Origin of the sequence: Flavobacterium coralii, assembly GCF_019891545.1 — a bacterium.
GTDB lineage: Bacteria > Bacteroidota > Bacteroidia > Flavobacteriales > Flavobacteriaceae > Flavobacterium > Flavobacterium coralii.
This window is the reverse complement of the sequence record NZ_JAHDIU010000005.1, coordinates 76,870-91,947: the sequence shown is the minus strand read 5'-3', so window position 1 is coordinate 91,947 and position 15,078 is coordinate 76,870. Positions and strand designations below refer to the sequence as shown.

Sequence of the window (15,078 nt, the reverse complement as noted above, 5' to 3'; positions counted from 1 at the left end):
TTAGTCGAGTTTTTCCGTTAGTTTCCTGAACACGCTCTTGGCATCTTTACCTTCATATAAAATGCTGTAAACGGCATCAATAATTGGCGTTTTTGCTTTATACTCACTGTTTAGGGTATAAGCACTTTTGGTTGCATAATAGCCTTCGGCTACCATGCTCATTTCCATCATTGCCGATTTTACCGTATAGCCTTTGCCTATCATGTTGCCAAACATTCGGTTACGCGAAAATACAGAATATCCTGTTACCAAAAGGTCTCCCAGGTAGGCTGAATTGTTAATGTTTCGTTTCATTTTGTGCACCTTACGGATAAACTTTTTCATCTCGCGGATGGCGTTGCTCATCAGTAGTGCCTGAAAGTTGTCGCCATAACCAAGCCCATGTGCAATACCGGCTGCAATGGCATAAATATTCTTAAGCATGGCGGCATATTCGGTACCCACAATATCGTCTGATATTTTAGTATTGATGTAATGGCTGTTAAGGTGTTTGCCCATTATCTTGGCTTTCTTTTGGTCGCCACAGGCTATGGTAAGGTAAGAAAGGCGCTCCAGAGCCACTTCTTCGGCATGGCACGGCCCGGTTATAACACCAATATTCTCATAAGGTATATCATGAGTACGATGAAAATGCTCGCCCACTATCAGGCTCGTTTCGGGTACTATACCTTTTATGGCAGAAAATATTACTTTGCCTTTAAGGCTTTCTGTAAGGTTTTTAAGTTCGGTATTTAAAAAGGCAGAGGGTATTGCAAAAATTATATAATCGGCATAAGCCACCGCCTCATTTATATCATTGGTGAGCCTCAGCTTTTTAGTGTCGAATTCTACAGAGCTAAGGTAATTAGGATTGTGCTTTTGCAGTTTAAGGTGTTCTATTGCATAGGTGTTTCGCATGTACCAGGCTATCTCAGGTACGTTTACGCAAAGCATCTTAGCAATAGCAGTAGCCCAGCTTCCGCCGCCTATAACGGCGAACTTTGGAGTTTCATTCATTTCATTTAGCGTTAAGAATGTCAAAAGTACTCAAAAATTGCAGCATGTGCCAAAAGCAAACGTTTTCTTTAGCGTAATTGAAGGTACTATTTATCTGTCTTTCACTTATAAAATATTAACATTTTATTATGAATTGAGCAGACAATTTAGCCCCATCCACTGCGTTATTATCTTGAATTTTGTTTAGCACACAAAAGGATTACAAGGTTAGTTAAATTTTTTGTTTTTGGTGTTTAAAAGGCATTCTTAAGGTACAACCGGGGAATGCCTTTTTTTATGTTATTGGTATGCATATATCTACTATACATTTCTTTTCAGGATGTTCATTAAAATCATTGTAGTATATTTCAAACGGGTTCCTGTCTGCTTTTTTAAAGCCAAGCTCGTTCATTTCCATAAACATTCCCGTCCATGACTTCTCAAATTCATCAAGGCCGATTTTAAAACGGCCTGTAAGATGCCTGCCGCCTGCAATGGTGGTAAAGCCTATTGCTCCGCCTGTCAAAGCCTTATCGTTTACTGTGATACATGCACTCATGCGGACTTTATCGGCACTTGTTACTTTAAAGCTATCGTGATATAAAGTAAGCATTCTAAAATCGTTACCCTGCATAAGCCCACGCGGCGCAGCCCATTGTATGAGCGTATTAAAAGCGCCTGCCAGTTCCTGAACACCAAGCGCGGTAACATATGCTACATGCATTTGCGGTAAATCTTTTACTGTAATCTCTGCATTCATTGCCATCCATTGTTTAAGGTTAGTAATAATGCAAAGGTATTTTTCGGCTGCGTGTTTTTGTTGGCTATTCTTGCTTTTTAGTTGTTCTATCCTGCTGTACCTGCTTGAATTTTGTTTCTTAAACCCCGTCGGGCTTATACCATAAAACTTTTTAAAAGCTCTTGAGAATGATGTTTTATCATTAAAGCCATATAAAACGGCTGCTTCACCAACATTCATATTTTCTTTATGAAGAAGGGCCGCCGCTGCTTTTTCTATACGCTGCCGTATAACATACTCATTAAGGGTTTCACCTGTTATGTCACGAAAAATCCGGTGAAAATGATAAGGCGAAAAACAGGCTATATCCGAAAGCTTTTTCAGGCACAGCGGCTCATTAAGATTATCATCTATAAAGTCAAAAACCCGGTTAATACGGTTGATGTATATGCTGTTGTCCTTCAAAAACACTACTATTTTAAAGCAGCCAATTTAGCTTAATTTTTATAAAGCAGACAACCCGCAGTTTTAGCTGCGGGTTGTTGTATGAAAGTGTCTTTTGTTTTTATTCTACCGTTACCGATTTGGCAAGGTTACGCGGCTGGTCTACGTTACATCCCCTCATTACCGCAATATGGTAGCTTAACAGCTGTAGCGGAATGGTGGTTAACAACGGAGATAAAGCATCTACTGTGCTTGGTATCTCTATAACGTGGTCGGCAAGCTCCCTAACCTGGGTGTCGCCACTGGTAACCACAGCTATAATTTTACCGCTGCGTGATTTTATTTCCTGTATGTTACTTACAATCTTATCGTAGTGCTCCTGCTTTTGTGCAATAACCACAACCGGCATTTGCTCGTCTATAAGCGCAATAGGGCCGTGCTTCATTTCTGCTGCAGGGTAACCTTCTGCGTGAATGTATGAAATCTCTTTTAGCTTGAGTGCGCCTTCTAATGCTACAGGGAAGTTATAGCCCCTGCCAAGGTAAAGGCAGTTGGGTGCATCTTTATAAATTTCGGCTATAGCCTGAACTTTATCATTTACTTCAAGCGCTTCCGCTACTTTTTCAGGCATGATTTCAAGTTCCTGCAAATACCTGTGGTAAGCAGAGTTTGAAAGAGTGCCTTTTGCACTTGCAAGCCTTAGTGCAATAAGTGTTAATACGGTTATTTGTGTAGTAAATGCTTTTGTTGATGCCACACCAATTTCCGGGCCTGCGTGCGTGTAAGCACCTGCATGCGTTTCGCGTGAAATAGATGAACCAACAACGTTACAAACACCGAATACAAATGCACCATGCTCTTTTGCCAGCTTAATGGCAGCAAGCGTATCGGCAGTTTCGCCTGATTGTGATATGGCTATAACCACATCATTAGCATTAATAATCGGGTTCCTGTAACGGAATTCTGAAGCATACTCTACCTCTACAGGTATGCGGGTAAACTCTTCAAAAATATATTCTGCTACAAGGCCGGCATGCCATGATGTACCGCACGCTACAATAAGGATCCTGTCGGCGTTAAGGAACTTTTGCAGGTTATCTTCTATGCCCGCCATTTTTATAAGCCCCTCGTTAGCATGAAGCCTTCCCCTGTAAGTATCTTTAATTACAGCCGGCTGCTCATATATCTCCTTAAGCATAAAATGGTCGTAACCATTCTTCTCTATCTGCTCAAGGTTCATTTGCAGTTCCTGTACATAAGGGTCTACCAAAGAATCGTCCTTAATTTTACGGATCTTCATTGGCTTGTGCAGGCGTATAACCGCCATTTCCTCATCTTCAAGGTATATAGCGTTTGATGTATATTCTATAAACGGAGAAGCATCTGAAGCTACAAAGAATTCATCTTTGCCGATACCAATTGCCAACGGGCTGCCAAGGCGTGCCGCTACAATTTCATTTGGCCTTTCCCTGTCAAAAACGGCAATGGCATAAGCGCCAACAACCTGGTTAAGCGCTATCTGAACAGCCTTACCAAGCTTAAGGTTATCTTTTTTCTTAACGTCTTCTATAAGGTTTACAAGAACTTCAGTATCAGTATCTGATTTAAAGGTGTAGCCCCTGCTGATAAGTTCTTTTTTAAGCGGCTCATAGTTTTCTATAATACCATTATGAACAATTACCAGATTACCTGAATTAGAAAAATGCGGATGTGAGTTAACATCGTTTGGCACCCCGTGGGTAGCCCAGCGCGTATGTCCGATGCCAATAGTGCCTGTAAGAGAAATCTCTTCCTGTGCCCTGGCTTCAAGGTCTGAAACCTTACCCTTCGTCTTGGAAAGCTTTAGGTCGTTGCCATCATAAAGAACAACACCTGCACTGTCATACCCCCTGTATTCGAGCCTTTTAAGGCCTTTAATTATAACTGGGTATGCTTCCCTGTGCCCAATGTAACCAACAATTCCACACATAGATTAATAATTAATTTGGTTTAGTATAAAATATTTCAAGTTTAAGGCGTTTCTCTTCAGGAACACTGTTGTTGCTGCCGTAAAGCACAGTGCCGAACGGATGCGTAACAGATGAAACCGGTACCGTTTTAACCTCGGTAGTGCCGGCAGTAAATGGTGTTTTTAACGATGCATTGCTGGTAACGTTTATGTTTTCGGTCACCACAAGCCCAAGCTTAACGTTAGTGGAGTCGTTATTGATAATATTATTGATGTGGTTGGTAATACGCACTTTATAACCTAAACCACGCCCGTCTGTATCATAGGCCAGTAACCCGCCGTGCACAAATTTGCCATATTTAGGGTAGGTATTATTACTGGTATTATCTATACTGTAGTCATATAACGGCCTTTTGTTCTTAAGGTCATAAAGATATACTCGCATCGGTTCTTTGGCGTTTGCCATAGCCTGCTTATCTACATAAAAAGTAAGGTTTGCCTCGTTTATAAGTACTCTTTCCTGCCTTAGTAAATCTATATCTTCCTGGCTTAATACATCTATAACCGCCATAGCGCCTGCACCGCCTTTAATGTAGAGGCGCTCATCGCCGCTTGCATCATCATTTTGGTTTATAGCAGTAGTAAAGGCATCGGTATACGTATTTTCAAAAAAGTTGATGCTGTTGCCCGTAAGGTTAAGCGTTAATGTTTTCTTTTCAGTTTCGTTAGTAGGGTTACCTTCTGTGTCAAGCTTGTTGTCGGTGTACTTTATGGTTATTTTACCCTGATCGAAACGTGGCATAGCCATTACCTGCTGGTCGCCTATCTGTTCAACCTTAAAATAAAGCCCCCTGAAATATTCTGCAAAAACACTGTTGTTTAATAAGTTACCGCTTGCAGCGTCTAGTATCTTTTGCTGGAAAAATTCTTTGTTCAGGTATAAGAACATACCCGGCTGAAAAGTCTCTGCAACTTTACTTTCCCCATCTTCTACATAAAAACGTTTTATCTCATTTTTACTAAACGTAAACTGATCATTTTGAGAAGCAGTTCCGTCATTTAATCGTAAAGTACCCCTATTGTTTTCAACAAGCGATTTTTCATCAGAATAATACTTTTGTGCGGAGGCATCTCCTGAACCCGGGTCGGTTGTCCTTAAATAGTATTTGTTCTCATAAATGCTCAGCCTTATTCGGGCTTCGGGGTTACCATATATAGAGTCAAGTGAATAGGTGTTGTTACCATTCTCATCTGTACTTTCAAAACGGCTGAAATAAGGCACATACAGGTAAACCGAATCTATAACCGGGTTGGTTAGGGTTGGGTTTGCGCTTGCCAACTGCAATTGTGTTACATAACTGGCAACTGTTTTACCAAATACCGGATTATCATAAACGCCAAGTGAGTTAATAGGCAGGTTGTTAGCCTGTACAGCACCCGTTGCAGCATCATAAGCTGCCACGCTTGCTTCATAGCGCAGCATGTTGTGGTGTATATCGTCGTCTATAATATCAGAGCCAAGGTCGTTATATTCATAATCGCATGAAGCAAAAAAAGCAATACTTAGAGCAAAAAGTAATGTCCTGAAAAAAGAATTTGTCATAGGTTTTTTTAAAAAGTTTACTATAAAACCTGATTTTTGTAGAAATTAGTATATGCTTCAGCAAATTTATCTTTAGAAACGTAAGGCAGGAATGGTTTTCCTGACTCTTCTACAGCTGCCTGCAGTTCAGCCGAAAGGTTTTCAGATGAAACAATAACAGCATCAGAGTGTGCTATAGAGGCTTTAACTAAATTAGTATAATTAGGTGTTGCAAGCATCTTTACATCTTCTTCGGGCACACCGTCAAACAATACCTTTTTAAGCATCTCGTCGTTCAGGTTACCGTCAAAAGACTGGTTATAAACAGATGTTACAATCTTGGTATCGGCAAACAGCGCCTCATTTTTGTAATAATGCTTCATATATACAGGCAGCATGCCGGCCATCCATCCATGCACGTGTATAATATCCGGAACCCAGTTAAGCTTTTTAACCGTTTCTACCACACCTTTGGCAAAAAATATTGCCCTCTCGTCATTGTCAGGATATAAAACCCCGTCTTCATCTGTAAAGGTTGCCTTGCGCTTAAAGTACTCGTCGTTGTCTATAAAGTAAACCTGTATCCTTTCTTTGGGTATAGAAGCCACCTTAATAATCAGCGGCATATCCATATCGTTAACCACTAAGTTCATGCCGGATAGGCGGATAACCTCATGCAATTGGTGCCTCCTTTCATTAATGTTACCATAACGCGGCATAAAAATCCTGATCTGCCCGCCCTGGTCATTAATCATTTTTGGTACTTCATACGACATTAACGAAACTTCATTCTCAGCCAAATAAGGCACTACTTCAGATGATACATATAATATCCTCTTATCCTCCATCTTCAAAAATTATTTTTTTTAATTGGGTCTTAAAGCATGCAAAATTAAACATTTTTAGCCAGTTTATAACTAAATAATTAATTTAGCACCGTTTTTTAATTTAAACTTAATGCTCATTTTCAATTATAAAGCCGATCTGGAGGCGCACCTGGCACCTTATATCAGCAAAGGTTCTTCAATTGGTTTTGTCCCTACAATGGGGGCGTTGCACAATGGCCACCTCTCGCTTTTAAGGCAATCTGTTAAGGACAACAATGTTACAGTTATCAGCATTTTTGTAAACCCCACACAGTTTAATAACCCCGAAGACCTTGAAAAATACCCGCGTACTGTTGATGCCGATATAGAGCAGATTGCAACAGTTAGCCCTGATATTATAGTGTTTACCCCTTCGGTAGATGAAATGTATGGCGGCAACACCCAGTCGGCCTCGTTTTCTTTTGACGGGCTGGAGCACCAAATGGAAGGCAGCCACCGCCCCGGGCATTTTGACGGTGTGGGCACCATAGTAAAAAAACTGTTTGAATATGTAAACCCCACCCGCGCCTATTTTGGTGAAAAAGATTTTCAGCAGTTGCAGATAGTTAAAAAACTGGTGGAAAAGCAAAATATGCCGGTGCAGGTTATTGGCTGCCCCATAACCCGCGAGCCGAACGGCCTTGCCATGAGCTCGCGCAACCAAAGGCTGACAGGGCAGGACAGGGAAAAGGCAGCATTTATATATAAAGTGCTTAACGAAGCGAAGGAAAAGTTTAAGAATGAAGATGTTATGCAAGTGAAAAACTATGTGGAGCAGGCTTTTGCGCAGCACCCTGAGTTTGAACTTGAATATTTTGAAATAGCCGACGAAGATACCCTTGTGCCGGCAACCGTAAAAGAAAATAAAAAATACCGGGGCTTTGTTGCAGTTATGTTAAGCAATGTGAGGTTAATAGACAATATTTCATTAAATTGATTACCTTTGTGCCATGCAAATTCAAGTTGTAAAATCCAAGATACATCGGGTAACGGTGACTGGAGCCGATTTAAACTACATAGGCAGCATTACCATTGATGAGGCACTGATGGATGCAGCCAATATTATTGAAGGGGAAAAAGTTTCGATAGTTAATATTAACAATGGCGAACGCCTTGAAACTTATGTGATTAAAGGAAACAGGGGCAGCGGCGAAATTACACTTAACGGGCCTGCTGCAAGAAAGGTGCAGAAAGGAGATATAATCATCATTATTTCTTATGGCATACTGGAGTTTGAGGAGGCAAAGAAGTTTAAGCCTTCTATTGTTTTTCCTAACGAAAAGGATAACTCATTAACATAAGGTTTTGAATAAAAAACTAAGCAGGATATTAAGCATTACACTCCCACTTTTGTTGGGAGTTTTTTTAATTATATACAGCTACAACCAGTTTACGCCGCAGCAACGCGAAGAAATGGCAGGCTATTTTAAAGATGCCGACTATACCTACATTGCCCTGTCGCTTTTTTTGGCGCTTACAGGTTATATATCAAGAGCCTATCGGTGGAAGTACACACTGGCGCACATGGGCTACCAGTCGCCTTTCATGGCAAACTTTTTTGCGGTAAGCATCGGTTACTTCCTTAACCTTACCATACCGCGCTCCGGTGAAGTATCACGGGCATTAGTGCTTAAAAATTATCAGGATGTGCCGTTTGATAAAGGTTTCGGTACCATAATATCGGAAAGGGTGGTCGATTTGATATTGCTGGTACTGTGCGTAACAGGAACAGTCATCATACAGTTTGATACCCTTAAAATATACCTTACAGAAGTTGTGCCTGTAGAAAAGCTGTTGTTTTACGGCAGTGTTGCCGGTATATTTTTTATAGCAGCGGTACTGTTTTATATGTACTCCCGCCTTAGCTGGGTAGCTAAACTTAAAATAAAAGTAAACGGGCTTGTAGAGGGTTCTTTAAGCGTTTTTAAAATGCCGAACAAGTGGCCTTTCCTTTTACATTCACTTTACATTTGGGCTACTTATGTTGCCATGTTTTATATTACCATATATGCATTACCGCAAACTGCAGATGTAAGCCTGGGGGCTGTTGCCACCGCTTTTGTAATTGGCAGCCTTGCCATTACATTTACCAATGGCGGTTTTGGTGTATATCCGTTTGTGCTGGCTACAATACTGGAACTTTACGGCGTTCCTCTGCAGGCGGGTACAGCCTTTGGATGGATAGTGTGGACCTCTCAGATTGTGTTCATAATTTTTTTAGGAGGGCTCTCATTTTTAGCATTGCCTTTACTCTACGGCAAAAAATAATTGCTACCTTGCAGGGCATTCCCATTAAGTCCTAATCCCATGAAATACAAATTATTGCTGTTTTTTTTATGTATGGCTTCCGCTGTGCCCGCCCAGGTAATTCCGGAAGATGTGCCCTCGCGTTTTTTTGGCAACAGGCCGGTTAACGTTGTGCTGCCTCCTTTTTACGACCAGGATGTTAAGCGCAGCTATCCGTTGCTTGTGTTGCTTGATGGCGAGTATCTTTTAGACCCATTTTCAGGAACAATTTCTTACACTACCTATTGGGATGATTTGCCCCCAGTAATTATTGTTGGAGTAAACCACGAAGGTGCCGAAGGGCGCAAACTGGATACCGATGTGTATCAAACTACAGGGCTGCCGCAGGGGCAGGGCGACCAGTTTTACCAGTTTATAGCCAATGAGCTTATACCCTACATGGAGAAGAACTACCGCGTGGCACCTTTCAGGGTGGTGGCGGGGCATAATGTAACAGCAGGTTTCCTGAACTTTTTCCTGTACAAGGAAAAACCTGTGTTTAATGCCTATATAGCATTTAGCCCGATACTTTCTACTGATATGGAAACCCGTGTGGCAGAAGCGATTAAAACTACACAAAAACCTCTGTATTACTATCTTGCCACCGCAAGCGGGGATGTAAAAAGCATAAAAGAAAAAATAGGTACGCTTAACGAAAACCTAAAAGCTACTGAAAACGAGAATTTAAAGTATAAATTTGAGGAATTTGCAGGCGCATCACACTACTCGCTGGTGGTAATGGGCATTCCTGATGCGCTCTATTTTATATTTTCGGCCTACCAGCCCATATCATCTTTAGAGTATGAAGAAAAGATAGTGACACTGCCCGGCGGTTATGTGGAATATCTGAGGAAAAAGTATGATGCCATAAAAAATGATTTAGGTATAAAAATTCCGGTAAGGCTCAACGATTTTAAGGCCATAGAAGCTGCAATTATGAAAAATGCGGCTTATGACGAACTGGAAGAGCTTGCCGATATGGCAAGGGAAGATTACCCTAAAATGATAATAGGCGAATATTACCAGGGGCTGCACCACGAAATGAAAGGAGAAACCCGCAAGGCCGTGCGTGCATACCTTAAGGCATACAACTATGAGCCTATTGGCGATTATACCAAAGATGTGATTATAGAAAAAGCGGAAACACTAAAAAAACTGACGGAGTAATAGTAAATGGCGAAAGTAAAGACTTCTTTTTTCTGCCAGAATTGCGGCACGCAATACCCAAAGTGGCAGGGGCAGTGCAATTCGTGCAGGGAGTGGAACACCATTGTAGAAGAACTGATACAAAAAGAAGAAAAGCCTGCGTGGCGCACCTCGTCGGCAGAGCCTAAACGGGCATCAAAACCTTTACGGATAAATGAAATTGATACGGCTGCAGAGCAGCGCATGGATATCGGCGATGCCGAACTGAACCGTGTGCTGGGCGGTGGGCTGGTTCCGGGATCTTTAACGCTTTTGGGCGGTGAGCCGGGTATCGGTAAGAGCACGCTGCTATTGCAAATATCATTAAAACTGCCGTATCGCACCCTTTATGTTTCGGGAGAGGAAAGCCAGAAGCAGATAAAAATGCGTGCCGAGAGGATAACCGGCGCAGCCGATAACTGCTTTATACTTACCGAAACCAAGACACAAAACATATTTAAGCAGATTGAGGCCACCACACCCGAAGTGGTGATAATTGACTCCATACAAACCCTGCATTCCGATTACATAGAATCTTCAGCGGGGAGTATTTCACAAATACGCGAAACCACTGCCGAGCTTATAAAATTCGCAAAGGAAAGCAATGTACCCGTTATACTGATAGGGCACATAACAAAAGACGGCAGCATAGCAGGCCCCAAGATACTGGAGCACATGGTAGATACCGTTTTGCAGTTTGAAGGCGACCGTAACCACGTTTACCGCATACTCCGTTCCCTGAAAAACCGTTTTGGCTCTACTGCCGAGCTTGGCATTTATGAAATGCTGGGGAGCGGGCTGCGCGAAGTGGCAAACCCTTCGGAAATACTGATATCGCATAAAGAAGAAGAGCTGAGCGGCACCGCTATTGCCACAACTCTTGAGGGTATGCGCCCGCTAATGGTAGAGATACAGGCATTGGTAAGTTCGGCGGTATATGGTACTCCACAGCGCAGCACAACAGGCTACAACGCCAAACGCCTTAACATGATACTTGCGGTATTAGAAAAACGTGCAGGCTTCCGCCTTGGTGCTAAAGACGTTTTCCTTAATATTACAGGGGGTATTAATGTAGATGACCCGGCAATTGACCTTGCCGTGGTTGCTGCCATATTATCGTCTAACGAAGATATTCCAGTAAATAAAGACTTTTGTTTTGCAGGCGAAATAGGGCTTTCAGGCGAGATTAGGCCGGTTAACAGGGTAGAGCAGCGCATACTTGAAGCCGAAAAATTAGGTTTTTCTACGATATTTGTATCCAAATACAATAAAATTTCATTAAAAGACACACTGATAGACATTAAGCTGGTGGCAAAGATAGAAGATGTGGCAGGCCACCTGTTCGGATAAATCAGCTACAGATAAAATGCAGAAAAAGAGAATAAAAAAAATAGCTTTTATAACACTTGGCTCTATTGCAGGCCTTATGCTGCTTGGGCTTTTGTGCTTCTTTATATTCAGGAATGCCATTTTAGAGCAAACGCTGGAAAAGGCAGCCGCTAAAATGGAGCGTGACTATAATACTACACTCACGGTTAAAGATGCACACTTTGAAGGATTTAGCGGTATTGCCATGCAGGGCATAACCCTTGTGCCGCACAAAGCCGACACACTGCTTAGCATAGAAACACTTACTACAAAAATTAATGTATCGCGCCTGCTTACAGGCGACCTGCAGCTTGGCGGGCTGGACATGAAGAACGGCTACATTCAGCTCGTGCGTAACAGCAAAGGCAAAAACTTTGATGCATTTCTTAAACCCGCTAAAAAAGAGATTAAAGAAGAAACCGAACCCCGCGAAAAAGTAAACTATGCAAAAAAAGCATACAGGCTTTTAACGCGCATGCTAAACCTTGTGCCTACCGATATGACGCTGCAAAACCTTTCGCTGCGCCTTGACGATATGGGCAGGAAAGTGCGTATAAACCTCGAAAATTTAAAGCTTGAAGACAAGCAGCTAACCTCAGTTTTTGGGGTGCATGAGGGCGAGAGGCTCCAGAAATGGAATGTTGAAGGCATGGCCGACCCACGCAACCGCCAGGCTGACCTTCGCTTTTTTAACAGTGACACTTCACGTATTGAATTACCGTACATAACCACGAGGTATAACCTTAAATCGGGGTTTGATGCCATAAGGCTAAAGGTAGATAATATTGATATGGATGGCGGAGAGCTGCATATAGATGGTGTGGCCTCTGTAGAGGATTTTATGGTAAACCATCCTAAAATTGCTAAAAAGGATGTGGTTATAGACAGTGCACGCTTTGATTACCATTTTCTTTTCGGGAGCGATTTTATGGCACTGGACAGCTCTTCGGTCGTTCAGTTCAACAAAGTAAAGTTTTCGCCATTTGCCAAGTACAGTGTAGAGCAGGACACGGTTTACCAGCTTCAGGCTAAGATACCCGACATGAAGGCGCAGGATTTTATTACTTCATTGCCCAAAGGCTTATTTACCAATTTTGAAGGAATGGAAGCCGAAGGTACCTTTAGCTATGACCTGGTTTTTGAATATAACAAGAACAAACCCAAAGAGCTTGTTTTTGACAGCAACCTCACCAAAAACGGGTTGAAGATTACCAAATATGGCGAAGCTAACCTTGCTAAGCTCAATGGTACATTTACGTATCGCGCGATAGATAATGGCGTAAGGCAGCGTGCAGTAGTTGTCGGGCCAGAAAACCCTGATTATACTCCGTTAGAGCTGATTTCCCCTTATCTTGTAAATGCGGTACTTACCAGTGAAGACCCTTCGTTTTACAGGCACAGCGGCTTTATTACAGAAGCTTTCCGCCAGTCGATTATCAAGAATATTAAAACTAAAAAATTTGCCCGGGGCGCAAGTACAATCAGCATGCAACTGGTTAAGAATGCTTTTCTTACCCGCGAGAAAACCCTTTCGCGCAAGCTGGAGGAGATACTGCTGGTGTACATACTGGAGAACAACCGCATTGTAAGCAAGCAACGTATGTTGGAGGTATATTTCAACATTATAGAATGGGGGCCCGATGTATATGGAATCGGCGAGGCATCACAATATTACTTTCAGAAGCCACCGCTTTTGCTTTCGCTTGATGAAAGTATTTACCTTGCCAGTATAGTGCCGCGCCCAAAATCGTTTATGTGGCAGTTTAATGATGAGGGCGACCTTAAGTCACACGCCGCCCGCCATAATAAATTTATTATGGATATTATGCTGCGTAGGGGGCTTATTAACCCTGAAGATACTATAGCGCAGGACGGGCAGGTATATCTCACCGGGCCCGGCCGCAACCGCTTAAGGCTTAAAGAAGCTGAGCCTGTACAAATGGATTCGGTAGAGGTAGATAAATTCTTCTTTAATCTGGGTAACATGGCTTATTAAAAAAGTTTGCTGCTGTCCCAACCTTTTTATTGTAAAAGTGCTCTTTATATATAAAACCAATATATATGAAGAAGCTATTTTTTGCATTACTGCTTTGCAGCGGTATTGCCTTTGCACAAAAACCGGTTTTTACCCAGGCTAAGGTAAAAGCCGCTACCGTATATTTTAACGGTGCCGAAATTACACAATCGGCACAGGCAGTGCTGCCTGCCGGAACAAGCGAGCTTGTTATACTTAATGTTGCCGATTATATTAACGAGGCAACTGTGCGCATAGGTGCACCTAAAAATGTAACGGTATTATCGGTACAGTTTACCCGCGATAATATTACAGAGAATGAGCCTGATGCCGGTTCGCCTGCACTAACAAAAGTACGCGACAGTATATCGCTTTTAGAAACTGCTATACAGCGCATCGGTTTAGAGCGTACTTCTGAGCAGAAAGCCCTTGAACTGCTCGACCGTAACCAGCAGGCAGCCTGTAAGGAATCAGGCCTTTCTGTAGATGAACTTGCAAAGCTGGTGGAATTTCATCGCAACAAGCGCAAAGAAATAGTGCTACAGGAGAATACTCTTGCACAAAAGCAGGAAAAGCTTACGGTTCTGCTCAATAACCTAAGGAGCAGGCTCAACACCAATATTACCAAAGAACCTAATGCAAGCCGTGGCAAGCTTGTATTGCAGGTAATGAATGATGTGGCAGGCAATGTGCCGGTAGAGCTTAGCTACCTAACGTCCGGCGCTTCATGGTCGCCCTTTTATGAGCTGAGGGCTGAAAATACAACCGATCCCATCAATATGGTATATAAAGCGCAGGTGGTGCAGCAAACTGGCATCGACTGGAAACAGGCAAAGCTTACTCTTAGCAGCGGCATACCCAACCAAAACAATGTGGCTCCGCTTTTGCAGGCATGGTTCTTACGGTTCGGGGCAATCTATCAGCCTTATAATAACAGTAATGCAGTTTTAAATAGTTTACAGGGTCAGGTTGCCGGGCTTAATATACAAAAATCGAAATATGCTCCGGGAGAGGAATCATCAGTATCTGATTATACTACCATAAGCGAAAACCAGCTAAGCATCAGCTTTGATATAGATGTGCCCTATGATATACTCTCTAACGGCAGGCAGCACAGCGTTACCCTTAAAGAAATAAAGCTACCCGCTACTTACAAGCATTATGCAGTGCCAAAGCTGGAAAAAGAAGCATTCCTGTTGGCAGAATTAAGCGATTATTCGCAATACAATTTACTTAGGGGAGAGGCAAATATAGTGTTTGAGGGTATGTATATAGGTAAAACATTCATTGATCCTAACCAGACTACAGATACGCTTAGCCTTAGCATGGGCAGGGATAAAAAGATATCAGTTACACGCGAAAAAATAGCTGATAAATCGGGTACTAAATTCCTTTCATCTTACCGTGAGCAAACCTTTACTTATGATATTACAGTCCGCAATAACAAAAAAGATGCGGTAAGCCTTACACTGAAAGACCAGTATCCGTTAAGCACCGATGAAAAAATTGAGATTGAACTCCTAAAAGACGACGGTGCGCAGGTTAATAAAGAAACCGGCATACTAACCTGGGAGCTTAAAATTAAGCCCGGTGAAACCAAGAATGTACGGATAAGCTATAAAGTCCGTTACCCGAAAGACCAGGTTATAGCCAATTTATAGCCACCAACTA

General features: G+C 42.2%; 12 protein-coding genes. 7 read left to right on the top strand and 5 right to left on the bottom strand.

The window, feature by feature from the left end; all coding sequences use genetic code 11:
• The 5 genes from KJK34_RS09675 to KJK34_RS09655 form a co-directional block, all read right to left on the bottom strand.
• Complete coding sequence (locus KJK34_RS09675; protein ID WP_223053671.1) at positions 1–996, bottom strand: NAD(P)H-dependent glycerol-3-phosphate dehydrogenase; 996 nt, start codon at positions 994–996, stop codon at positions 1–3.
• 274 nt (positions 997–1,270) lie between these two features.
• Complete coding sequence (locus KJK34_RS09670; protein WP_236937627.1) at positions 1,271–2,179, bottom strand: AraC family transcriptional regulator; 909 nt, start codon at positions 2,177–2,179, stop codon at positions 1,271–1,273.
• 100 nt (positions 2,180–2,279) lie between these two features.
• Positions 2,280–4,127: a glutamine--fructose-6-phosphate transaminase (isomerizing) gene (glmS, locus tag KJK34_RS09665; RefSeq protein WP_223053669.1), complete on the bottom strand. Its 1,848-nt coding sequence runs from the start codon at positions 4,125–4,127 to the stop codon at positions 2,280–2,282.
• A gap of 10 nt (positions 4,128–4,137) precedes the next feature.
• Positions 4,138–5,709 (bottom strand): BamH family beta-barrel-assembly machinery protein, encoded by a 1,572-nt coding sequence (gene bamH / locus KJK34_RS09660; protein ID WP_223053668.1) that lies wholly within the window; start codon positions 5,707–5,709, stop codon positions 4,138–4,140.
• 20 nt (positions 5,710–5,729) lie between these two features.
• Entirely contained in the window at positions 5,730–6,536 is an 807-nt protein-coding gene (locus tag KJK34_RS09655) for a glycogen/starch synthase (protein ID WP_223053750.1), read from the bottom strand.
• A gap of 109 nt (positions 6,537–6,645) precedes the next feature.
• On the opposite strand from KJK34_RS09655, the gene panC reads away from it, so the two are divergent.
• From panC to KJK34_RS09620, 7 genes are all read left to right on the top strand, one after another.
• A complete protein-coding gene (gene panC, locus KJK34_RS09650) occupies positions 6,646–7,491 on the top strand; it encodes a pantoate--beta-alanine ligase (protein WP_223053667.1) in 846 nt (281 codons plus the stop codon).
• 13 nt (positions 7,492–7,504) lie between these two features.
• Positions 7,505–7,855, top strand: coding sequence for an aspartate 1-decarboxylase (gene panD, locus KJK34_RS09645; protein WP_223053666.1), 351 nt, complete (start codon positions 7,505–7,507; stop codon positions 7,853–7,855).
• Between the two features lie 4 nt (positions 7,856–7,859).
• Entirely contained in the window at positions 7,860–8,822 is a 963-nt protein-coding gene (locus KJK34_RS09640) for a lysylphosphatidylglycerol synthase transmembrane domain-containing protein (RefSeq protein WP_223053665.1), read from the top strand.
• A gap of 39 nt (positions 8,823–8,861) precedes the next feature.
• On the top strand, positions 8,862–10,007 hold the full coding sequence (locus KJK34_RS09635) for an alpha/beta hydrolase (protein WP_223053664.1): 1,146 nt from the start codon (positions 8,862–8,864) through the stop codon (positions 10,005–10,007).
• 6 nt (positions 10,008–10,013) lie between these two features.
• On the top strand, positions 10,014–11,375 hold the full coding sequence (gene radA / locus KJK34_RS09630; protein WP_223053663.1) for a DNA repair protein RadA: 1,362 nt from the start codon (positions 10,014–10,016) through the stop codon (positions 11,373–11,375).
• A gap of 16 nt (positions 11,376–11,391) precedes the next feature.
• Positions 11,392–13,389 carry a transglycosylase domain-containing protein gene (locus tag KJK34_RS09625; RefSeq protein WP_223053662.1) on the top strand — a complete coding sequence of 666 codons (1,998 nt, stop codon included), beginning with the start codon at positions 11,392–11,394 and terminating at the stop codon, positions 13,387–13,389.
• 65 nt (positions 13,390–13,454) lie between these two features.
• Positions 13,455–15,068 carry a DUF4139 domain-containing protein gene (locus KJK34_RS09620; RefSeq protein ID WP_223053661.1) on the top strand — a complete coding sequence of 538 codons (1,614 nt, stop codon included), beginning with the start codon at positions 13,455–13,457 and terminating at the stop codon, positions 15,066–15,068.
• Positions 15,069–15,078: the final 10 nt, after the last annotated feature.

Coding starts and splice junctions, on each gene's coding strand:
- KJK34_RS09675 (WP_223053671.1), bottom strand. CDS start 996: ATGAATGAAACTCCAAAGTTCGCCGTTATAGGCGGCGGAAGCTGGGCT.
- glmS (WP_223053669.1), bottom strand. CDS start 4,127: ATGTGTGGAATTGTTGGTTACATTGGGCACAGGGAAGCATACCCAGTT.
- bamH (WP_223053668.1), bottom strand. CDS start 5,709: ATGACAAATTCTTTTTTCAGGACATTACTTTTTGCTCTAAGTATTGCT.
- KJK34_RS09655 (WP_223053750.1), bottom strand. CDS start 6,536: ATGGAGGATAAGAGGATATTATATGTATCATCTGAAGTAGTGCCTTAT.
- panC (WP_223053667.1), top strand. CDS start 6,646: ATGCTCATTTTCAATTATAAAGCCGATCTGGAGGCGCACCTGGCACCT.
- panD (WP_223053666.1), top strand. CDS start 7,505: ATGCAAATTCAAGTTGTAAAATCCAAGATACATCGGGTAACGGTGACT.
- KJK34_RS09635 (WP_223053664.1), top strand. CDS start 8,862: ATGAAATACAAATTATTGCTGTTTTTTTTATGTATGGCTTCCGCTGTG.
- radA (WP_223053663.1), top strand. CDS start 10,014: ATGGCGAAAGTAAAGACTTCTTTTTTCTGCCAGAATTGCGGCACGCAA.
- KJK34_RS09625 (WP_223053662.1), top strand. CDS start 11,392: ATGCAGAAAAAGAGAATAAAAAAAATAGCTTTTATAACACTTGGCTCT.
- KJK34_RS09620 (WP_223053661.1), top strand. CDS start 13,455: ATGAAGAAGCTATTTTTTGCATTACTGCTTTGCAGCGGTATTGCCTTT.